The sequence below is a fragment of the Neoakkermansia glycaniphila genome, assembly GCF_001683795.1.
Taxonomy (GTDB): Bacteria; Verrucomicrobiota; Verrucomicrobiia; order Verrucomicrobiales; family Akkermansiaceae; genus Akkermansia; species Akkermansia glycaniphila.
Genome location: NZ_LIGX01000037.1, coordinates 31,226 through 52,093 on the forward strand (window position 1 = coordinate 31,226; position 20,868 = coordinate 52,093).

The 20,868-nt window shown below is 58.9% G+C and carries 14 protein-coding genes; 11 read left to right on the forward strand and 3 right to left on the reverse strand.

Annotated features, from left to right (window positions below; all coding sequences use genetic code 11):
* The first annotated feature begins 122 nt into the window (after window positions 1–122).
* Window positions 123–5,615, forward strand: coding sequence for an excinuclease ABC subunit UvrA (gene uvrA / locus AC781_RS10305; protein ID WP_067777528.1), 5,493 nt, complete (start codon window positions 123–125; stop codon window positions 5,613–5,615).
* Between the two features lie 18 nt (window positions 5,616–5,633).
* Here uvrA and AC781_RS10310 read toward each other — a convergent pair whose 3' ends face one another.
* Both AC781_RS10310 and AC781_RS10315 read right to left on the reverse strand, forming a co-directional pair.
* Window positions 5,634–5,996, reverse strand: a complete 363-nt coding sequence (locus AC781_RS10310; RefSeq protein ID WP_067777486.1) for a hypothetical protein — start codon at window positions 5,994–5,996, stop codon at window positions 5,634–5,636.
* A 431-nt stretch (window positions 5,997–6,427) separates the two neighbouring features.
* Window positions 6,428–8,080 carry an excinuclease ABC subunit UvrC gene (locus AC781_RS10315; protein WP_245741042.1) on the reverse strand — a complete coding sequence of 551 codons (1,653 nt, stop codon included), beginning with the start codon at window positions 8,078–8,080 and terminating at the stop codon, window positions 6,428–6,430.
* A gap of 68 nt (window positions 8,081–8,148) precedes the next feature.
* Between AC781_RS10315 and AC781_RS10320 the strand changes: the two genes are divergently transcribed.
* The 10 genes from AC781_RS10320 (at window position 8,149) to AC781_RS10365 (ending at window position 18,949) form a co-directional block, all read left to right on the forward strand.
* Window positions 8,149–8,907 (forward strand): MotA/TolQ/ExbB proton channel family protein, encoded by a 759-nt coding sequence (locus AC781_RS10320; RefSeq protein WP_067777488.1) that lies wholly within the window; start codon window positions 8,149–8,151, stop codon window positions 8,905–8,907.
* Window positions 8,908–8,928: 21 nt separating this feature from the next.
* Window positions 8,929–9,354, forward strand: coding sequence for an ExbD/TolR family protein (locus tag AC781_RS10325; protein WP_067777489.1), 426 nt, complete (start codon window positions 8,929–8,931; stop codon window positions 9,352–9,354).
* A 63-nt stretch (window positions 9,355–9,417) separates the two neighbouring features.
* A complete protein-coding gene (locus AC781_RS10330; RefSeq protein ID WP_176712521.1) occupies window positions 9,418–10,059 on the forward strand; it encodes an ExbD/TolR family protein in 642 nt (213 codons plus the stop codon).
* Between the two features lie 59 nt (window positions 10,060–10,118).
* Window positions 10,119–12,596 carry a tetratricopeptide repeat protein gene (locus AC781_RS10335; RefSeq protein ID WP_067777491.1) on the forward strand — a complete coding sequence of 826 codons (2,478 nt, stop codon included), beginning with the start codon at window positions 10,119–10,121 and terminating at the stop codon, window positions 12,594–12,596.
* A gap of 29 nt (window positions 12,597–12,625) precedes the next feature.
* Window positions 12,626–14,380, forward strand: coding sequence for a transglycosylase domain-containing protein (locus tag AC781_RS10340; protein ID WP_067777492.1), 1,755 nt, complete (start codon window positions 12,626–12,628; stop codon window positions 14,378–14,380).
* Window positions 14,377–15,144, forward strand: a complete 768-nt coding sequence (locus AC781_RS10345; protein WP_245741043.1) for an inositol monophosphatase family protein — start codon at window positions 14,377–14,379, stop codon at window positions 15,142–15,144. Before AC781_RS10340 ends, AC781_RS10345 begins: the two co-directional genes overlap by 4 nt.
* Window positions 15,145–15,164: 20 nt before the next feature.
* Window positions 15,165–15,659 (forward strand): 2-C-methyl-D-erythritol 2,4-cyclodiphosphate synthase, encoded by a 495-nt coding sequence (gene ispF, locus AC781_RS10350; protein WP_067777493.1) that lies wholly within the window; start codon window positions 15,165–15,167, stop codon window positions 15,657–15,659.
* Window positions 15,660–15,664: 5 nt separating this feature from the next.
* Window positions 15,665–16,174 (forward strand): CinA family protein, encoded by a 510-nt coding sequence (locus AC781_RS10355; RefSeq protein WP_083076950.1) that lies wholly within the window; start codon window positions 15,665–15,667, stop codon window positions 16,172–16,174.
* Between the two features lie 259 nt (window positions 16,175–16,433).
* Window positions 16,434–17,246: a PEP-CTERM sorting domain-containing protein gene (locus AC781_RS10360; protein WP_141675880.1), complete on the forward strand. Its 813-nt coding sequence runs from the start codon at window positions 16,434–16,436 to the stop codon at window positions 17,244–17,246.
* Window positions 17,247–17,338: 92 nt separating this feature from the next.
* Window positions 17,339–18,949: an SGNH/GDSL hydrolase family protein gene (locus tag AC781_RS10365; protein ID WP_071133515.1), complete on the forward strand. Its 1,611-nt coding sequence runs from the start codon at window positions 17,339–17,341 to the stop codon at window positions 18,947–18,949.
* Between the two features lie 59 nt (window positions 18,950–19,008).
* Here AC781_RS10365 and mutL read toward each other — a convergent pair whose 3' ends face one another.
* The gene (gene mutL, locus AC781_RS10370) at window positions 19,009–20,853 is read right to left on the reverse strand and encodes a DNA mismatch repair endonuclease MutL (RefSeq protein ID WP_172801832.1); all 1,845 of its coding nucleotides are present in this window, start codon (window positions 20,851–20,853) and stop codon (window positions 19,009–19,011) included.
* Window positions 20,854–20,868 lie beyond the last annotated feature (15 nt).

Sequence of the window (20,868 nt, forward strand, 5' to 3'; positions counted from 1 at the left end):
TGCGGGGAGTCTGAATGCCGGTCCGGACGCGGCGTATGTGCGTGCCGCGAAAATATCGATGCTGCCGCGCGTTCGACTTCACTTTTCCACCTTTTTATTTAAGAATAATTCTCGAAACGATGATGGAGAACGAACGCCATATTCGCATTCGCGGAGCGCGGGTGCATAATTTGCAGAATGTCGATGTCGAGTTGCCGCTCGGCGGGATTACGGTGGTGACGGGGCCTTCCGGCTCCGGCAAGACGAGTCTGGCGATGCATACGCTGTATGCCGAGGGGCAGCGGCGTTATATGGAGACGTTTTCGCCGTATGTGCGGCAGTTCATGGATCGTATGGACAGGCCGGATGTGGATGCCGTGGAGAATATTCTTCCGGCGATTGCGCTGGAACAGCGCAATTCCGTCAAAAATTCCCGTTCGACGGTCGGTACGATGACGGCGATGAACGAGTATTGGAAGCTGATTTTTTCCCGGATTGCCGTGGGGCATGACGAGAACGGGCGGCTGGTGCGCCCGGAGACTCCTCTTTCCGTGGCGACCCGGCTGGCGGAGGAGTACGGGAGCGAGGCGGATGTTTTGGTCTGTTTTTCCGTGCCGGTGGTTGGGACGTTCGACGAGATGCGGCAGGCGTTGATGGGGCAGGGGTATGTGCGCCTGCGAACGAAGGACGGTGTGTCGAGGCTGGACGAGATGCAGGAGGACGAAGCGGCCACGGGGCTGCCGGAGTTCGATGCCGATGGCCGATGGCTGGTGGTGCAGGATCGCGTGCGCCTGCAGGGCAACGGAGATTTGCAGCGGTTGATGGAGGCGGTGGAGACGGCGATGCGCCTCGGCGGAGATGTGGTTCATGTGTTCCCCCGGACGGAGGACGGCTGGGGGGCGATTGAGTCGTTCCGGGGGGACTGGTTCCCGCTTCTCGAGCCGAGGCCCGGCCTGTTTTCCGGGAATTCGCCGCTGGGCGCGTGTCCCGAGTGCAAGGGGTACGGGCGCATGATCGTGTACGATTATCTCAAGGGGCTGCGGCCCGAGCTGAGTATCCGGCAGGGAGCGGTGAAGGTGTTCGAGTCCGAACGCATGCAGGAGTGCCGCGAAGATCTCGTGAGGATCGGGCGCCGCACGAAGAAGGTGCGTGTGGATGTGCCGTGGAGCGAGCTGACGGAGGCGGAGAAGGAGTGGGTGGTCGAAGGCGAAGAACACGATATCGAGAAGGCGACGGCAGGTGATTTGTGGTACGGTATCAAGGGGTTTTTCATCGAGATGGAGCGTTATACGCACAAGATGCCCATTCGCGTGTTCCTGAGCCATTACCGGATTTACAGCGAGTGTACGGCTTGCGGAGGCGGCAGGCTGAGGCCGGAGGCTCTGCGGTTTACCGTGGGCGGAAAGACGGTGCCGGAGGTGCTGGCAATGCCGATGGATGAGCTGCTGGGCTGGATCGATGTGCATATCATGCCCGCTGCGGATACGGACAAGGCTTTGCTGCAGGTGGCGCGCGAGCTGCGGAGCCGCGTGGCGTATCTGAACGAGGTTGGCCTCGGCTATATCACGGCGGATCGTTTGACTCGTACGCTGTCGGGCGGCGAGATCGAGCGCGTGAGTCTGACGACCTGCCTCGGCGCTGCGTTGACGGATACGCTGTTCGTGCTGGACGAGCCGACGGTGGGGCTGCATCCGCGCGATACGAGCCGCCTGATTTCCGCCATGCAGCGGCTGCGGAAGCGCGGGAATACGCTGGTTGTGGTCGAGCATGAGGAGGCGGTGATGCGTGCCGCCGATTATCTGGTGGATATGGGGCCCGCGTCCGGCTCAGGCGGGGGCAGGGTGGTGTATGCGGGGCAGCCCGAGGGTATTCTGTCGCTGGAGGAGTCTGCCACAGGGCATTTCCTTTCCGGAAGCCGTTCCATCGCCGTGCCGAAGAAGCGGCGCAAGGCGAAGAAGCAGCTTTCCATTCGGGGGGCGGAGTGCCACAATCTGCACGGGCTGGATGTGGATATTCCGCTCGGAGTCTATACCTGCCTCACGGGCGTGAGCGGTTCGGGCAAGAGTACGCTGGCACGCGAGATTCTGTATGCCCATGCCTGCGTCCATTTCGGCACGGCTTCCGAGGAGGCTGCGGGGAAGGTGGCTTCCGTCAAGGGTTTCGAGCATGTGGAGGAGGTGGTGCTGGTGGACCAGAGCCCAATCGTGCGTACTCCCCGTTCCACGCCTGCGGTTTATGTGGGCATGTTCGAGGAGATTCGCGCGCTGTTCGCTCTGGAGCCTGCCGCCAAGGCGCGCGGGCTGACTGCGGGCTATTTTTCTTTCAACAGCGGGGATGGCCGCTGCCCGCGCTGTTCCGGCCTCGGTCAGGAGAAGGTGGAGATGCAGTTCCTTTCCGATATTTTCGTGCCCTGCGCTTTGTGCGGCGGCACGCGGTACAGGGAGGAGGCTCTCGGGCTGAAGTGGAACGGCATGAATATGTCCGAGGTGCTGGCTCTGGATATCCGGAGTGCGCGGGAGGTGTTCGGCAGGGTGAAGAATGCCCGTGCGGTGCGGGTGTGCCGGAAGCTGGATATTCTTCTGAGCGTGGGGCTGGGCCATCTCGGCCTCGGGCAGCCGCTCAATACGCTGTCGGGCGGCGAAAACCAGCGGCTGAAGCTGGCCAAGATTCTGGTGGATACGTTCGGGCAGGAGTCGAAGAAGGGCAAGCTGCTTGTTCTGGACGAACCGGGAACGGGGCTTCATTTCTCCGATCTGGAAGTGCTGCTTCAGGTTTTTTACAGGATGGTGGAGAGCGGGCATTCCCTGCTGGTCATCGAGCATAACCTGGAGCTGATCAAGTGCGCCGACCATGTGATCGATCTCGGCCCCGAAGGCGGGGCGGGAGGAGGCCGCATCGTGGCGCAGGGTACGCCGGAGCAGGTGGCGGAAGCGGGTGCAGGTTTTACGGGCGCATATCTGCGGCCCATGCTGGGGATGGAGTCCGGCGATCTGCTGGCGGCGGAGCCGGAAGCGGTTGATCATGAGGAGGATGTGCCGGAGGGGGTGATCGCCCTGCGCGGCGCGCGCCACCACCAGCTCAAGAATATCGATGTGGATATTCCGCGCGGAGAGATGACGGTGATTACCGGGCTGTCTGGCTCCGGTAAGTCCACGCTGGCTTTCGATATCGTTTTCGCCGAGGGGCAGAGGCGTTTCCTCGATGTGATGTCTCCCTATGCCCGCCAGTTCACCGAACAGCTCGAAGTGCCGGATATCGACCGCCTGACGGGGCTGCCGCCTACCGTTGCCATCGAGCAGAACCGTTCGCGCGGCGGTACGAAGTCCACCGTGGGTACGGTGACGGAGGTTTGGCAGTTCATGCGCCTTCTGTATGCCAAGCTCGGCACGCCCCATTGCCCGTCTTGCAAGGTTCCGGTAGGCAAGCGCGGCGAAGAGGAGCTGCTGGCGATGGTGGAACAGAGGCTGGCGCAGAACGGAAGCCTGATGCTGGCCGCCCCCGTGGTACGCAACCGCAAGGGCCATTACGCCGATCTGGCCCGCTGGGCGGAGGGCAAGAAGTATCCTTATCTCCGGGCGGACGGCAGGCTGGTGAAGCCTTCCGAGTTCGTGCCGCTCGACCGCTATTCCAATCATGATGTGGATATTGTGACCGCGTTGCTCGGCGAGGGTGACGATGTGCGCCGCGCCGTGGCGCATGCGCTGGAGCTGGGAGACGGTTTCGTTCGCCTGCTGGCAGGCAAAAGGGAGGAGCTGCTGGGAACGAAGCTGGCATGCCCCTGCTGCGGCGAGAGTTTCCCGGAACCGGAGCCTTCGACCTTCTCGTTCAATTCACCGCGCGGCTGGTGCCCGACCTGCCGGGGGCACGGGCGCATTTCCGAAGCGCGTTTCGACAGCGATAAGGCGAATTCGGAGCTGGAAGCCGAATTGCGCTTCGACCGCGATGTCGAACGCGCGGCAGGCAAGGACACATCCGTGCGCACCTGCCCCGATTGCCGCGGCCTGCGTCTGAGTCCGTGGGCTCTCGGTGTGATGCTGCAAGGCCAGGGAATTGCGGATGTGGGCAAGTTGAGCGCGGTGGAGGCTCTGGATCTCGTCCGCTCATGGTCATTCGATGGGCGCGACGGAGAGATTGCCCGCAATGTGGTGGCGGAGATTTCGCAACGCCTCGATTTCCTGCAGCGGGTAGGCCTCGGGTATCTGTCGCTCGACCGCAGTGCGACGACGCTTTCCGGCGGGGAGACGCAGCGCATCCGTCTGGCTGCCCAGCTCGGGTCGGAGTTGCGCGGGGTGCTGTATGTGCTGGACGAGCCGACGATCGGTCTGCATCCGCGCGATAACGACCGCCTGCTTTCCACGCTCGACGAATTGAAGCAGAGAGGAAATACTCTGCTCGTGGTCGAGCATGATGAGGAGACGATGAAGCGTGCCGACCATTTGATCGACCTTGGCCCCGGCGCGGGAGTGCATGGCGGCGAAGTCGTGGCTCAGGGTACGTTCCGCGAGCTGGAGGCGATGGAAGATTCCGTGACGGGTCTGGCCCTTCGCGATAAGCCCAGGCATCCCTACCGGGGCGCATGGCGCGGGGTGAAGGATGTTCCCTTCCTCGAAGTGAAGGGATGTACGCTGCACAACCTCAAATCGGTGGATCTGCGCGTTCCCCGTGGCCGCCTGACGGTGCTGACGGGGGTGTCCGGCGCAGGCAAGACTTCTCTGGTGACGGGGACGCTCGCCGTGGCCGCACGCGATGCAGCGGGACAGAAGGCGACGAAGGAAGAGCGGGCAACGTGGAAAAGTACGAAAAATCTGAATACGGTGCGTGCCGTGTATCAGGTGGATCAAAGCCCGATTGGGAAGACGCCGCGTTCGACTCCGGCCACTTACGTCGGCCTGTTCGACGAGATCCGCAAGCTCTTTGCCATGTCCGCCGATGCCAAGCGGCTCGGATTCGATGCGGGGCGGTTCTCGTTCAACACGTCGTCCGGCAATTGCGAGGCCTGCAAGGGTACGGGCATGGAAAAGCAGGAGATGGATTTTCTGCCGCCCTGTTCCATCCCGTGCGAGACGTGCCGCGGCAGCCGCTACAATTCACGTACGCTGCAAGTGCGGTACAAGGGAAAGAATATCGCCGAAGTGCTTGATATGAGCATGGAGGAAGCCGCCGAATTTTTCGATTCCCAGCCCCGGCTGGCCGAACCTCTCCGCCTGCTGTGCGAGACGGGGTTGAGCTACCTGACACTCGGGCAGGCGTCGAACACCCTGTCGGGCGGGGAGGCGCAGCGCATCAAACTCGTTTCCGAGCTGATCAAGGGTCGCCGGGCAGCCATTCAGGCCGTGAAGAAGGGGCGTGAGCTGCCGCAGGATCTGTACCTCATCGAGGAGCCGACGATCGGCCTGCATCCGAAGGATGTCCGGCTGTTGATCGATGTGCTGCAACGCCTCGTCGAACTGGGTAATACGGTGGTCGTGATCGAGCACAATCTCGAGCTGGTCGCCGAGGCCGATTACGTGATCGACGTAGGCCCCGGAGCCGGCAGCGAAGGCGGAACCATCGTGGCGGAAGGTTCCGTGAAAGCGGTGGCCCGCAGCAGGAAGAGCGTAACTGCTCCGTTCCTCAGGCAGGAACTGGAGGGATGAAAAGGGAGGTGCGCCCGATTACTTGGAATCGGGCGTATCGGTGTCGACAAGATGGGATACCTTCTTGCTCATTTGCATATGGCAGGTATCGAGATTGAAGCTGACGCCCTGCTGGTCGAATTGGATATGCACGCCGCGTTTTCCGCTGGCGACCAGATCGGCCAGAGGCGCAGGCTTGCCCCCTTCAACCCAGACCCAGATTTTGTCCTGATGGTCGGTGTTTTGAGGTGCGCCGAGATAGGTGAGCTGTTCCCATGTTTTGCCGACAGTCAGATCGTCAATGCGGCCTTCAAGAAAGGAATCTTCCTGAAGGCTGTGGATGAGACAGCAATAGTCCGTTTTATCGTCGATGTACCGGAAAAGTACTGTCGGATACAGCATGACATAGCTGTAAAGAACCAATATGCCGATACCCAGTGTCCGGGCCAGAAAGGCTGTGACCGGCCTCAGCCGTAAAAACCCGGGGGCCATCATGGGTGCTACCAGAAGGACTAGACCGCAGAAGATCAGAATCGCTTTCATTCAAGTTACAATATAGAGAGTGTTCGGTGTCTGTTTTTTGATGGAAAACTGCCGAACGGGTGCTGTTATAGTAGAGTTTGGCGGTTGCGTCAACTGAAATTTCACAATTTTGCACAACTGTGTGCAGTTTTAATCTGGCTATATATATAATGTCTGTGAAAGATTCTTTGTTTTGGTTTATTTTTCTTGCAATTCTTTCATTTTAAGTGATTAGATTTTGTTATAAAAAGAGCGGGGTGATAGATTTGTTGCGAGCGAATCCGTGTCATACTGACAGGTGATTTCCTGTTTCAGGCGGAATCACCCAGCCAAACCAGCAATTTTTCCGCCCATGCGCGGGAAATGCCGGGCAGGGAGGCAACTTCGTCCGGCGTCCTGCTGCGGAGGTTGGAAACGGATTTGAAGCGTGAAAGCAGTAGTTCCTTCCGCTTCTGACTCATGCCGGGGAAGGCGTCGAGACGGCTTTCCTTGACGCGTCGGCGGACGAGAAGCTCGTTGTAGTTGTTGGCGAAGCGGTGGGCTTCGTCGCGAATGCGCTGCATCAGTTTGAGCGCGCCCGTTTCATGGTCGAGCCGCAGGGGGGCGCTTTCTCCGGGAAAGAAGATTTCTTCGTGCTGCTTGGCGAGGCCGATGACGGGCATGTCGGAGAGGCCGACGCTTTCCAGCTCTTCCATGGCGGCGCTGAGTTGCCCTTTGCCGCCGTCCACGATCACGAGATCGGGAACCTTGATGGGAGCCTTGCCTTCCGCGCTCAGCTGCTTCAGCCACGCATAGGCGGACATGCCTTCCGGTTTTTCATGGATGGCGGCGCTCTCGCGGAGAATGCGCGAGTACCGGCGGCGGATGACCTCGATCATGGAGGCGAAGTCGTTCTGCCCGTCTACACTGCGGATGCGGTAGCGGCGGTAGGCCTGGTTATCCGGCCGTCCGTTGGTGAAGCGCACCATCGACGCGACGATGTGGTTCGAGGAAAGGTTGGAAATGTCGAAGCATTCCATGATGGCGGGCGGTTCGCTCATGCCGAGGGCTGCTCCCAGCTCGGCGAGGTCGTGATCCGGGCGCACGGTGCCGGGCAGGTCGGGTGAGCCTTTCGTGAATCTCCGCGCCGGTTCGAAGGTTTTGACAAGGTTCTCGTGGATATCCCGGAGGACGGCTGCCTTTTCGAAATCGAGCTTGTCGGCGGCCTCCATCATCTCGTCCCGGATGCCGTCCAGTACGTCCTTGCGGCCGCGCCCTTCGAGCAGATCCATGGCGGCCTGGAAATTGGCTTGGTATTCTTCCGGAGAAATGCGGTTGATGCAGGGGGCGGAGCATTGCCGGATCACATCGGCATGGCAATGCTGGTATTCCTTTTCTCCGGGATGGCGGGCGGTGCAGGTGCGGAGGCGGTAATGGCGGTTGATCCATTCCAGCGTTTCCTTCAGGGCCGTAGCATGGGCGAATGGACCGAAGTAGCGGGCCTTGTCGTCCTTTTTCTGGCGCACGAGCGTGAAACGGGGAATGCGCTCGTGGCGGGCGGCCTTGAGCAGGTAAAAGCGTTTGTCGTCCCGGAACTGGATATTGTAGTGGGGGCGGTAGTCCTTGATGAATTTCTGTTCCAGAAGCAGGGCTTCCTGATCGCTGCGCGTCTCGTAGTAGTCGAAGGATGCAATGGAGGCGATCAGGGCGCGGGTCTTGTGATGCTCCAGCGTTTTGCGGGAGGGCGAGAAGTAATTGGCGAGCCGGCGCTTGAGATCCTTGGCCTTGCCGACGTAGATGATGCCGCCCGCGCCGTCCTTCATCAGGTACACGCCGGGGCGGTGGGGCGTCGCGCGCCATCGTTCCTTGAGTTCGGCCTTGGTCATCCGGGGTTGATTATACCACAGGGAATTCCGGCGGGCAAAGCCCTCTTCGGGGCATACGGCGCGGATGGCGGATTTCCCTGTAAGAACGGTCGCCGGCAAATCGTACCATACAGACAGGTATCGCTCTTGATTCCTGCGGAACTTACGCTATACTAACCGAACACGCCATGACATCCGTCCCCGTACTAGCCGACACCATTACCTGGGATCTGCACCAACTCTTTGACAAGGGTGGGTTTATCATGTATCCGTTGCTGGCATTGTCTTTCATTGCCACGATCATTTTCTTCTTCTGCCTCTGGAATACGCGCAGCGGAGCCGTGCTGCCGCACCGTTTCGTCAGCGAGGCGGAGCTTTACCTTCGCAAGAAGGATTACGCCGGTACGCTCGCCCTTTGCAAGTATAACGATTCCAGTATTTCACGCACGCTTCAGCTCGTCGTCATGTTCCTGCAGCGCAATCCGCGCGCCAGCATCGATGAAGTGCGCGAAGTGGCGAATGCCGAAGGTTCCCGCCAGGTGAACATCCTGACGCGCGTTATCTCGTGGCTTTCCGACATCGGTGCGATTTCTCCGATGCTCGGCCTGCTCGGTACCGTGATCGGCATGATGAAGACCTTTATCGAGCTTTCCAACCGCGAAGTCGGGGCCGGGCTCCAGTCCGCAGAGCAGGGGCTGCAGCAGCTGCTGGCCGGAGGCATGTCCGAAGCGTTGATTACGACGGCGGGCGGCCTTGTGCTGGGCATTCCCTGCATGCTGGCTTATGTGTTCTTCCGCAGCCGCATCCAGAAGCGCATCACGGATATGGAAGTGGCGATGACTCACCTGCTTTCCGTCATTTCCATGCAGATGGACCGCGAACAGCGCCTCGGCGTGGCGACCCTCGCATCGCCTCATGTGGAATCTCTGGATGACGACGATATTTAATCCCCAGCCTCCTTTCCGTTCATGAAATTTCGAGCACGAGTTCCCGAACCCATCGGTTTCCAGCTGGCCCCCATGCTGGACATCGTGTTCCTGCTGCTGATTTTCTTCGTGGTGACGCAGACCTTCAGTCTGTATGAACCGGATCTGAAGGTGAAGGTGCCTTCGGCGGAGCAGGCGACGGAAACGGCGCGCCATAATCCGAACGAGATCATCATCAATGTGCGCGAGGACGGCACGGTGACCATTAACCGCGAGCATTTCAAGGACAAGGATCAGCTCTACGCCAAGCTGTATAACAGCGCACTGCTGGACAAGGACCAGACCATCCGTATCCGAGGCGATGCGAAGACGGAATACCAGAAGATGGTGGACGTGCTGGATGCCTGCACGAAGGCCGGGTTCTGGAACGTATCGTTCTCGACGAAAAGAGCTGTTCCGGCTCCATAACACAACATTGACCCCAACCCGGATATCATGAAACAACAAGCTTCTTTCCTTTTCTCCTGCTGCATGGCACTGCTTTCCTGCCAGGGTTTGCATGCAGCCGATTCAAAGACGGAACCCGATACGGTTGTTGTGACCATCAAGGGCAAGGCTCCCCGCACGGTGACGGCGAAGAGTGTGCCCGCTCAGGTGTACAGAGATTCCTGCAGCGGCCGTGCCGAAGCTTCCGAAATCACCCTCAATGTGCATGAAGACGGCTCGGTGACGATCGACGGCGAGCGCTTCAAGGACAAGGACCGGCTCTACGCCCACTTGCGCGAAAGAGCCATGCAGGACCAAGATCAGACAATCCGTATCCGAGGCGAGGCAAAGACGGAATACCAGAAGATGGTGGACGTGCTGGATGCCTGCACGAAGGCCGGGTTCTGGAATGTATCGTTCTCGACGAGAAAGGCCGTTCCTGCGCCGGTACTCGTGACGCTGGAATTGCTGCGCGACGGCTCCGTGCTGGTGGACGGCGAACGCCCCGCCAGCCGGGAAGAACTGGTCGGCAAGTTGAAGGCTCTCCATGAGGAGAACAGCCATGCGTCTTTCCGTATCACATCAGCGCCGGATGTCCGCCATGCCCATATGATGACCTTGATGGAGGATCTGATCAAAGCCGGAATCAAGTCAGTCCAATTACCCAAGTTCGACGAACCTTCGTAAATCGCCTCCTTCTGTCCATACGGAATGATTCATATACCTTTCAGCCCTTGCATCACGCCATGAAGTACCGTTTCCTGATTTCCAGCGTTGCCGCCACCGCCGCCGGGCTTCCGGCATGGGCGCAGTATGCGTCGCCCGTCGCCGAGGCCGTGGAGGATGAACAGACTCCTCTTGTCGCCAACCGGGAGGCCGACAGCATGGCGATAGCCGAGCAGATGTATGCCCAGAGCCAGACGGCGGAGTTGCGCGACCGCCCCGTTGAGCGCGGCGACCTGCTGAGAAGGGCCGCTTCGCTGTTTGCCGATTTCGCCGCCCGGTATCCGCAATCTTCGCAGCGTTCCAAGGCCTTGTATTATCAGGCCGCCTGTCTGATGGAGATCGGCGACGTACCGCAGGCCAATCTGGCGCTGGCTGAAATCGCGACCAGGTATCAGGGCCGGAACGATGAATTCGCATCGGCCGCCGCCTACAAGCTCGCCTCGCAAAGTGCGGACGAAAAGAACTGGAGCAAGGCCGAACGGTACTACACTATTGCCTTGCAGAACACGACGAAACCCGAACTGAAGGCAGACATTCTGTTCCGCCTCGGCCGCACCTACACGGAGATGGGCGACCAGAACCGCGCCGAAACCATGTTCAGGAACTTGCTGGCGACGCCGGGAGTGTCTTCCCAGCTCGTGACGGCCGCCTTGTCTTCTCTGGGGCCGATCTATGTGGCGACCAACCGTTTGCAGGAGGCCTACGACTGCTATGTGCGCCTGTGCGGCCAATCCGGGCTGGACGACAAGCGGCGCGGCGCGGCGACGCTGCAGGCAGCCCGCCTTGCCTCCCAGCTCGGCAAAACGGCCGATTCCCAGCAATTGTATGCCCGTCTGGCGTCGATACCCGGCATGTCCGGCTACGTTTCCGAAGGCTCGATGGAAGGGCTCGTCGCCCTGTACCGCGACAAGAATTATGCCGAAATCGTCCGCCGGGCGCAGGCCGGCATGCAGCCGCTCGGCGATCCCAGGCTGGAAGCCCGCCGGTGCCTCATCATCGGGCAGGCATTCATGCATCAGAAGCAGTATGCGCCCGCGATGGAGTATTTCGGCATGGTCGAACAGGCTGCCCCCCAGACGGAAAGCGCGCTTGATGCCGCCTACAGAAGGCTCGTCTGCGCGCAGGAGTCCAACAGCTTCGACTTCCTGCCTCTGGCCGAGCATTATTTGCAGCAGTACGCCGCCTCGGCTGCTTTTGCCGGGAATCCGACGAACGATGTGGTGCGATTCATGTATGCCGACCGTCTGCTTCCGGTGAATGCCCCCGAGGCCGTCCGCCAGTATGGGCTGGTCAATGTGGATAACCTTCCCGAAAATGCGCGGCCCGATGTCGCCTTGAAAAAGGCGTGGGCCATGAGCCAGTCGAAGGACCCGGCGGATGCCGAAAAGGCCGCTGTCGAACTGAGCGATTTCATCAACAAGTACGGCAAGGACAAACGCGCGGCGCAGGCTTACCTGTACCGTGGCGAGCTGTATTACAAGTCGGGCAAGGAAGACCTGGCTCTGGCCGATTTCGAGAAAGTCATCAACAGCTACGGCAAGACGATGGCCGCCGCGACGGCATGGCAGCGCGCTGCCCAGATTTGCGCCCGCAAGGATCCCGACAAGATGATCCGCTATTATCAGGGGCTGCTGGAGAATTTCCCCCAGATCAAGCCCGCCGCGACCAGCGAAGCCCATTTTGCCGTGGCTCAGGCCCTGTACGAAAAGGACAGGGCGGCTGAAGCCGTGCCTCATTTCCAGGAAGCCCGCACCATCAACGGCGAGAAATACGGTTCCCAGGTGGGCATGTACCTCGCCCTGTGCTATTACAAGCTTCAGGATTCCGACAAGTTGCTTGATGCCATGGAGGCGCTGGAGCAGGAGAACAGTTCCACCTTCCAGACGCTTCCTCTGGCCATTCACCGTTGGCTCGGCTGGAAGTGCTACCAGACCGGAGACTATGAAGCGGCGGACAAGTATTTGACCATCGCCGTTCAGCGGCCAGATGCCACGGCCAAACCGGCGGACGTTCAGAAGGCCGAGCCCGTCGTATGGAAGACGCTGGCGAAAGCCCGACTTGCTCTGGGCAAGTATCATGACGCGTTGAAGGCTGTGGACCAGTATCTCGGCATGGAGACGAAACCTTATTCCCGTGCGGATGCCATGCTGGACCGTTCTGCGATCCTTCTCGGCCTCGGCAAGACGGCCGAAGCCCGCAAGGTGGCGGAAGAAGCCATTGCCATGGGTGTGGAAGGCCCCCTGAAGGCTTCGCTCCGGCTGGCTCTCGGGGATGCTTCCTTTGCCGAAAAGAAGTATGGCGATGCTGCCAAGTTCTACGGCACCACGGCAGAATTGTTCGTATCGGACAAGGAATTGAAGCCGAAGGCATTGTATAAGGCTGTCCGCGCCCTGATGAAGGACAACCGTCCCGAAGAGGCAAAGAGGTTTACCACCATTCTCGAAGAAGAGTTCCCCGGCTGGCGTCCGGATGCCAAAACGGAAGCTTTCATGAAATGACCGGAGGAGGTACGGTCGCGTATTAAGCCATGTTGCCCAGTTCATCCAATCGGCGCAAGCGGTGGTACGATGTCTTCAGCAGCGTACCGCATTGGATCAAGTATGCCCTGATTCCGCTGGGCATCCTGCTCGTCCTGTTTTTTGCGGTAGTGATCGTTTTCTCGTGGCGCGCGAGCCAGTACGATCTGGCGCACGTGCTGGACGCTCCGATGAACAGCGCCATCTACGATGCGGAAGGCCGCTGCATTTCCGCTCTGGACGATAACGAAAGGGTCAATATCGCTCTTGCCGATGCGCCCCAATATCTGGTGGATGCCTTTATCGCCCGCGAAGACGAACGGTTCATGGAGCATGGGGGTATCGTCTATACCTCCGTTCTGCGTTCCATTCTCAAGAACATTTCTTCCTTCTCCTACGAGCAGGGAGCTTCGACCATCACCATGCAGTTGGCACGCAACGTGTTCGACCTGCGTGCCAAGACCATCGACCGCAAGCTGCTTGAGATCGCCATTACCAAGCGCATCGAAGAGGCGTACGACAAGAAAACCATTCTGGCAGCCTATTTGAACCGCATCTATTTCGGGCAGGACTGCTACGGCGTCGCTCAGGCGGCGCGCACGTATTTCGGGAAAAACGTCGGTTCGCTCAACCTGTCGGAATGCGCCACGCTGGCCGGGCTTGTCCGAGGGCCTTCCTACTTCAATCCCATCCGCAATCTCAAGGCGGCGACCCGCGAACGCGATGCTACCCTGAAGCGCATGTATGAGACGGGCAAGATTTCCGAAGCCCTCTACGAGAAGACGAAAAAGGAACCGATCGTCGTTCACCGCCTCGACAAGGGTTCTTACTGCTCGTATATCGTCATGTGGGTGATTGACGAGCTTGAAAGCCTCTGCGGCGAAGTGGGTACGGAGAGTTCCGGCATTCGCGTGCATACCAGCCTGAACCTTCCCCTGCAGCAATTCATGGAGCGCAAATGCGAAGAAACGCTTCAGTCGCTCGAAAAGAATAAAATCTGGGAGGGTCTGCCCAGGAGGAGCAAGGGACATCTTGACCGCTGCGTGCAGGTTGCCGCCATGTGCGTGGAGACGCGGACGGGCAACGTGTTGGCCGTGATCGGCGGCCGTTCGCCGCAGGACGGGCAGACGCGCTGGCTCAAGGAGGTGAAACCGGGCATGGCTTTCGCGCCCGTCGTCAACTGCCGCGCAAGTGAGAAACAAATCAACATCATTGCCGATGCTCCGTTGCAGACGGGGCGCGCCCTTGGCCACAAGTCCGTGCTGGATGCGTGCGCACGGCTTCACCTGCCGGGCAATCTGCCCGAGAGCGACGAGCTGTATCTGGGGGAATTCTCCTTGCCGCTGATCGATCTTGCCCGCAGCCTGTATTGCATCCAGAACCGAGGCAAGTATTTTCCTCTGCAATTGATTCAACAGGTTTCGAGCTTTGGCGATACGCCTCTGTACGTCAATACGCAGCAGCTCGACGCCAAGGAAGTGGTGCCGCGCGAAGCGGCTCGCAATGTGGCATCGTGCCGGCCTTTCCGGACGGATGAGACGAACCGCACGATGAATATGAACATTACCCTTCCCGGACAGGACGGCCAGTGGGTTTCCATGGCCGGGCGCAGCGTGACCGTTTTCCTGTGGCTGGGCTTCGATGAGGCAACTCCCGAAATGTACGACCGCAAGGGTTTCAAAAAGCTTCTTTCCGAGACGGCTGCCAATCTGGCGGAACAGATCTATACGGAAGCCAAAAATACGCTTAACACCAAGAAAAAATGATGATTCCACAGCAAGCACTCACCGTTGCCATCGATACGGCCAAGGCCGCAGGCGCATTCCTGAAGCAGCATTTCCATGACGATAAGCATGTGGATGAAGCCTCTCAGCACGACATCAAGCTGGAGCTGGACAAAATGTCCCAGGCCCTGATTACCGAGCGGCTGCTGGCGGCATTCCCGGACCATGCCATTCTCGGTGAAGAAGGCAAGGAAGGCGATCCCTCTTCCGATTACGAATGGATCGTCGATCCCATCGACGGTACGGTCAACTACTATTACGGCATCCCGCTCTACTGCGTTTCCATCGCCCTGCGCTGCAGGGGCGAGCTGATCGTCGGTGTGATCTACGATCCGAATCTCGACGAATGCTGGTATGCGGAGAAGGGAGGCCCCGCCTATCTGAACGGCAAAGTCCAGCATGTTTCCCGCCGCACGCAGATGTCGGAAGCCATTGTGTTCATCGGCCACGGCAAGACGGACGGTTCCAAGGAAAAAGGCCTGCGCCGCTTCGCCCACGTTTCGGGCCAGGTACGGAAGGTTCGCATTATCGGCACCGCCGCGCTGGCTCTTGCCTACATCGCTTCCGCACGTTTCGACGCCTATGTGGAAAGCATGGTTTCCATCTGGGATCTGGCGGCAGGCAAGCTCATCGTCGAGTGTGCCGGAGGCCGTGTGGATTTCGAGCCTTTCACCGAAGGCGGAGAGCAGGGTTCCATCATCGCGTGGAACAACGCCATACCCATTGTCGAATCTCTCGGCGATTAATTTTCGATACATGTGACGGCATGAGCGATTGCGTGACATTGTGCGGCTTCGGCTATGATATTCACCGCTTCTCGGTGGAACCTCGCCCGCTGTATCTGGGGGGCGTCCGCATTTCGGAGACGAACGGGCTTGACGGGCATTCGGATGCGGATGTGCTGTGCCACGCCATTGCGGATGCCGTACTCGGTGCGGCGGGATTGCCGGATATCGGCTACTGGTTTCCTCCCGGCGATGCCGGGTGTGCGGGTATTTCTTCTCTGCTGATTGTGGCCAGGGCCGTTGAGCTGGTTGAGGAACAGGGTGGTCGAGTGATCAATGTGGATGCTTCTCTGATCGCCGAAGCTCCGAAGATCATGCCGCATGTGCCCGCCATGAAGGATGCCTTGTCCGCCGTGCTCCATGTGTCCGGCAGGCGCGTGGGCATCAAAGCGACGACGAATGAAAAACTGGGTGCTCTGGGCCGCCGCGAAGGTATCGCAGCCATGGCGGTTGCGTCCGTCCTGATGCCCGAATAAATTCCATGGCCTGCTCCTCCCGTTCTCTGGATCATCTGCCTTCTCCCGAAGAAGCCGCCGGATTTCTTGTGCGGCGACTGGCCGGGCAGGGCAGGACGATCGCCACGGCGGAGAGTTGTACAGGAGGATTGATTGCGGAAAGCCTCACGCGCATTCCCGGTTCATCATCCGTGTTCGGGTATGGCTGGGTGACGTACGCCAATGAAGCCAAGCACGACCTTCTGGGCGTGCCGTGGGATATTTTGAATGAATTCGGAGCCGTCAGCGAACAGACTGTTTGTGCCATGGCTTCCGGTGCGAGGTTGAGGGCCGATGCCGATTTTGCCGTTGCGGTGAGCGGCATTGCCGGCCCCGATGGAGGTTCTCCGGGAAAACCAGTTGGCACGGTATGGATTGCATGGGTGCGCCGCGACGGTTCCGTGCATGCTGAAAGATTGTTGCATCCGCTGCCCCGGCAGGAGTTCCGTGCCATGGTGGCCTCGTATGCGTTGATGTCGCCTTTTCTTGATGTATAGACCGATCCGGTAGAAAAGTACTGGTCCTGTATTTTGTTTTTTGCATACAGCAGATTAACAATCCGCATTCATTGATTGAATGTAATAATTAATTGTATTTCATATAATTATGATGCAAAAAATGAAAATATGCAAACACATTTGCATGTGGATGGGAATCGTCTCGTGGTCTTAATATCCTGATAAAAAGGATGCTTGGCTTTTCCAATTGACAGCGGATTGTTAATCCGATAGCATTAAGAGGTTCACTTTTATTGATATGAAACCTCACTTGTTTTTCCATATAGCCTGTTGTACGGCCTTTTTGGCGACTTCTGCCGGAGCGGCAACACTCGTCATCGATCAGGGCAAGGTTGATTCCTCGTCGATTTCTTCAGCTACCCAGACAATTACGGCGCCTATGGCAGGCGCAACCGGTACTTATGTCTCCATCGGCTCGAATACATCCGGAGCAACGATGGGCCGCGATTCTTCGATTGCCCTCGGTATCAGCAATATTGCGCAGAGCGCCAATGCCACCGACAAGCAGGGTATGGCCTTTTTCAATGTCGGCGGATCAAACTCGTATACCAATCTGTTCGGTTTCGCTTACAATTACACGGGTACGACCTTGACTTTGTATGCCGGGGGATTCAGCGAAGGGTGGAAATCTTTTGCCATCAACGATTTTTCATCGACATCCTCATTGACTTTCTTCTTTGATTACAAGACGGCCGTTGGTGCGACCAAGGGGTTCTTTTATTCGGTCGACGGTGGAGAAGTGCAGAATACCGGGATGACCTTCAGCGGCAGTTTCCGTTTCGGCAATACCTATGTGTCGCAGATTATGCTTGGCAACCGCGATGCATCCGGCAACGGTACATGGGCTTCCAACAATACATCAGGCGGAAATATCGGTACCATCGTGCGGGGGAATTTCACGCTCGATTTCCTGAAAGGGTATGATCAGAATCTGACCCTGGCGGAAAAACAGAAGCTGGCTGACAAACCGGTGCCCGAAGCATCGACGGCGGCATTGGCCCTGTTCGGCCTGTCCGGGCTGATGCTTCGCCGCCGGAGGCGGCAAGCATGAGGGAGATTTCCGTCCATATTTCAATATGGGCGTAAATACCCTCTTTCGCGTTGATTTTTCTCCTGAAAATGTGATATCTTACCAAAAGAATTATGAAATATTCGTTATTTGCTCTCTCTCTGCTGGCCTGTTGTGCGGCTGTGTCGCATGCGGCCGATCTCGGCAATGTCGCTTTCATCGGCGATTCCATCACGCACGGCGTACAGAACGGTAGTTACCGGTTCGATTTCTGGAAGATTCTGGCCGACAACGGAACGGATCACCGTTTCGTCGGTGTGAATTCTGGCAATTACAACTTTAGCGGCTCATTGACGTACAAAGGGCAAACATTCAATAACGTTCATTCCGCAGGCTCCAGCTGGCGCACCTACCAGACGAGCGGCGATTACATGAACAACGGCCACAAGAACGGCATGGGGCCGAATACGCTGCCTGCCGGCGGCTATATCAATAACTGGCTGGGCATTTCCGATTCCCGCACGTATGACAAGGTGCCGGGCGGTACCTTGTCCCAGGGACAATACCTCAACGGCAGCGGCGCCGTGACCAATTATACGGGCAAGACGATGACGGGGAACGATACTCCCGATACGTTCTTCATCATGCTGGGGACGAATGATATGTATTCCGACGGTCTGCTGAAGAACGGCTATGAAACGACCTTCAATTCCCTGAAAAATATCGTTGAGGCCGGTAGACAGGCCAATCCGAATGCCAATTTCGTGATTTTGTCGATGCCCAGTATCGCTTCCAAGGCCGGTACGGAGACGGGAAATGTGGTGACGCCGGAATACAACAGTTATGTGCAGTCCCGCCTTGGTGAATTGCAGGATGCCTCGGGCAATTCGAACGTGTCGTATGCAGATATCAACAAAGGGATTACGACATCGACCGGTTACCTTCATACGGGCATGTGCCTTGCCGACAAGGTTCATCCCAACGAACAGGGCAATCTGATCATTGCCGGAAATCTGGCCAAGGCCATGGGCTTGACCCAGAGGACGGCCGGGCTTGAGCGCAAGGAGGCGGGCCAACTTGCCTCGCAGGTGAATCTGACGACCAAGACTCCGGTGATTACGACGACGAAGCCGGACGGCAGCATTTCCTCGGCCGTGTTTACTGCCAATAATCCGGCGGCATACAGTGTGTCCGCATCGGGTACGGGACTTGTGTTTGCCAAGGCCAACGCTGCGGCCGCATCGAGCATTTCATCGATGTGGCAGGCCGGAACGCAGTTTACCGTTTCGTTGAGTTTGAAGATGGCGGCCAAGGGCGATCTGAACAACTATTTTACGGTGTGGTTGGGCAACGGGGTTGCCAATGACGGTTTCCTGAAAGTTTATGAAGACCGCATCGAATGGGGCTATACAGGGTCAACGGTTCTCTATGTTGCCGATATGACGACCGATTTCAGCAATCTGACCATTTCCTATCTCGACGGTTCGTCGGGTGCGGCGGCCGGATATTATGTCTGGCTGGGCGATCAACTCATCGGTGAAGCCAAGACCACCGGTGGTGTTTCCGGTAAGACCAATCGCCTTTTGCTCGGGGCATTTACCAGCGGGCAGGCCTGTTACGGGGAAATGGCATTCGTGTCGTTCGATACGCTGCACGCCTATGCGCCCATTCCGGAACCGGCTACCGCCGTTCTCGGGCTGGCGGGTTGCTTCGTGTTCTGTCTGCGCCGCCGCCGCGTGGCGTGATGGGTTTGTTGACGGATTCTACGGCCATTCCCTGATTGGGGAATGGCTGTTTTGTTTTGTCAGTTTGCCTGGAATTTGCGCGTGATTTCGCTCATGGCGTAGGGGATGAGCGTCGGTTTGCCCGAAGGGGTGCAATAGGGGATTTCGCAGGCCAGAAGATAGGAGAGCAGCCGGGAAGGATCAGCGAGAAGGGGTGAGATGTCTTCGCGGCGTGCGTATTGGCGGGCCATTTGAATGGCGAAGGGTTCGTAGGGGTTGCGGTGGCGCTGGATGCGCGTGTCTCCCCGTGTGAGGCTATGGATAAGGTCGGCCACGAAATCTTCGATGCGGTCGAGCTGGAGCGGTGCGGGTATGGCTTCGATGCGCAGGGTTTTATGGCCGAAGGAGGCGATGCGGAATCCGGCCTGTTCGAAGTGGGGTAGCAGCTGGGTGACGGCGGCGAGGTCGCGGGTGTCCATGTCCAGCAGGACGGGGGAAAGCAGAAGCTGCGAAGCGACGGGTTTCTTGTGAGCGGCGATGAATTGCTCGAACAGGATGCGTTCCCTTGCGGCGCGGGGCGAGAGGAGGACGAGCCCTTCCGCATTTTCAAAGAGGGCGTATTGTTCCTTGAGGATGCCGAGGAGTCTGAAATGAGGCGTGTGTTTCGGCAACTGAGGTGTGGCCGCGGGAGGAGGAGCAGGCGCAGGATGGCGGACAGGGATGTTCAGTTCCCGTTGGGTGGGAGGCAGTACGGGAGCCGCCGGAGTGGCGGGCAGAATGGGGCGGATGGCCGGAGCCGTTGTTTTGGACGGAAGGGGAATGGTTGGCCGGGGGCTTGCGGGAGAAGGCGGTTCTTTTGTGGGCTGTGCGGTTGCCGGATGTTGTGAGGTAGAGGCTGGGGGCTGCGGGAGTGCTGGCTGGTTCGGAAGGGGGGAAGGCGCCGTTTCCGCGCGGGCATGCGCGGAGAGGGTGTTGCCGACAGCTTCGATGATGGCGGCGACGAGGTCGCCGGGGCGGCGGAAGCGTACTTCGCGCTTGGCGGGATGGACGTTGACGTCTACCAGAGCCGGATCCATTTCGATGTAGAGGTAGAGGGCAGGGTGAAGTCCCGTGGGGAAGCCGCCGAAGCCGTCGCGGATGGCGCGGGTGACGAGTTTGTCGTCGATGGGGCGGCGGTTCAGGAAGATGTACTGCTGCCTGCGGTTGCGCCGCGCTTCGCTGAGGGGGAGGAGGTAGCCGGTGATGCTGATGCCGGGGCCTTCGGCGGGGAGGATGGCGATGAGGCGGTCGGCTTGCGTGCGGCCTGCGAAGTCGGCGATGCGCTGGCGCATGTCCGTAGTGGCGACGGCGTCGTATACGGTTTGCCCGTCGCGGGTGAACATGAAGCGTACGCCGGGGAAGGCGAGAGCGTGGAGTTTGAACTGGTGTTCGATGTGGCCTGCTTCCGTTTCTTCGCTTTTCAGGAATTTGCGGCGGGCAGGTGTGTTGTAGAAGAGGTCGGAGATTTCGATGGTGGTGCCCGGCGCGGTGCCCGCATCTCGCGGCGGGGTTTGGTCGCCGCCTTCGCAGAGGATTTCCGTGCCTTCCACTTCCTCGTGCCGACGGGTGGCGAGGCGAAGCCGGGAGATGGAGGCGATGCTGGGGAGGGCTTCGCCCCGGAAGCCGAGCTGGGTGATGTGGAAGAGGTCTTCGGTGCAGGCGAGTTTGCTGGTGGCATGCCGGAGGAGGGCGAGGGAGGCGTCTTCACGGCTCATGCCGCAGCCGTCGTCCGTGACTTTCATCAGGGAGATGCCTCCCCGGCGTATTTCGACGCGAACGGTTTTTGCCCCTGCATCGAGGCTGTTTTCAACGAGTTCCTTGATGACGGATGCCGGGCGATCCACCACTTCTCCCGCCGCCACCTGGCTGGCGAGAGTGTCGGACATGATGTGGATGCGGCT

Coding starts and splice junctions, on each gene's coding strand:
- AC781_RS10340 (WP_067777492.1), top strand. CDS start 12,626: ATGTTGCCCAGTTCATCCAATCGGCGCAAGCGGTGGTACGATGTCTTC.
- AC781_RS10355 (WP_083076950.1), top strand. CDS start 15,665: ATGGCCTGCTCCTCCCGTTCTCTGGATCATCTGCCTTCTCCCGAAGAA.
- mutL (WP_172801832.1), bottom strand. CDS start 20,853: ATGTCCGACACTCTCGCCAGCCAGGTGGCGGCGGGAGAAGTGGTGGAT.
- AC781_RS10360 (WP_141675880.1), top strand. CDS start 16,434: ATGAAACCTCACTTGTTTTTCCATATAGCCTGTTGTACGGCCTTTTTG.
- AC781_RS10320 (WP_067777488.1), top strand. CDS start 8,149: ATGACATCCGTCCCCGTACTAGCCGACACCATTACCTGGGATCTGCAC.
- AC781_RS10365 (WP_071133515.1), top strand. CDS start 17,339: ATGAAATATTCGTTATTTGCTCTCTCTCTGCTGGCCTGTTGTGCGGCT.
- ispF (WP_067777493.1), top strand. CDS start 15,165: ATGAGCGATTGCGTGACATTGTGCGGCTTCGGCTATGATATTCACCGC.
- AC781_RS10310 (WP_067777486.1), bottom strand. CDS start 5,996: ATGCTGTATCCGACAGTACTTTTCCGGTACATCGACGATAAAACGGAC.
- AC781_RS10335 (WP_067777491.1), top strand. CDS start 10,119: ATGAAGTACCGTTTCCTGATTTCCAGCGTTGCCGCCACCGCCGCCGGG.
- AC781_RS10345 (WP_245741043.1), top strand. CDS start 14,377: ATGATGATTCCACAGCAAGCACTCACCGTTGCCATCGATACGGCCAAG.
- AC781_RS10325 (WP_067777489.1), top strand. CDS start 8,929: ATGAAATTTCGAGCACGAGTTCCCGAACCCATCGGTTTCCAGCTGGCC.
- uvrA (WP_067777528.1), top strand. CDS start 123: ATGGAGAACGAACGCCATATTCGCATTCGCGGAGCGCGGGTGCATAAT.
- AC781_RS10330 (WP_176712521.1), top strand. CDS start 9,418: ATGGCACTGCTTTCCTGCCAGGGTTTGCATGCAGCCGATTCAAAGACG.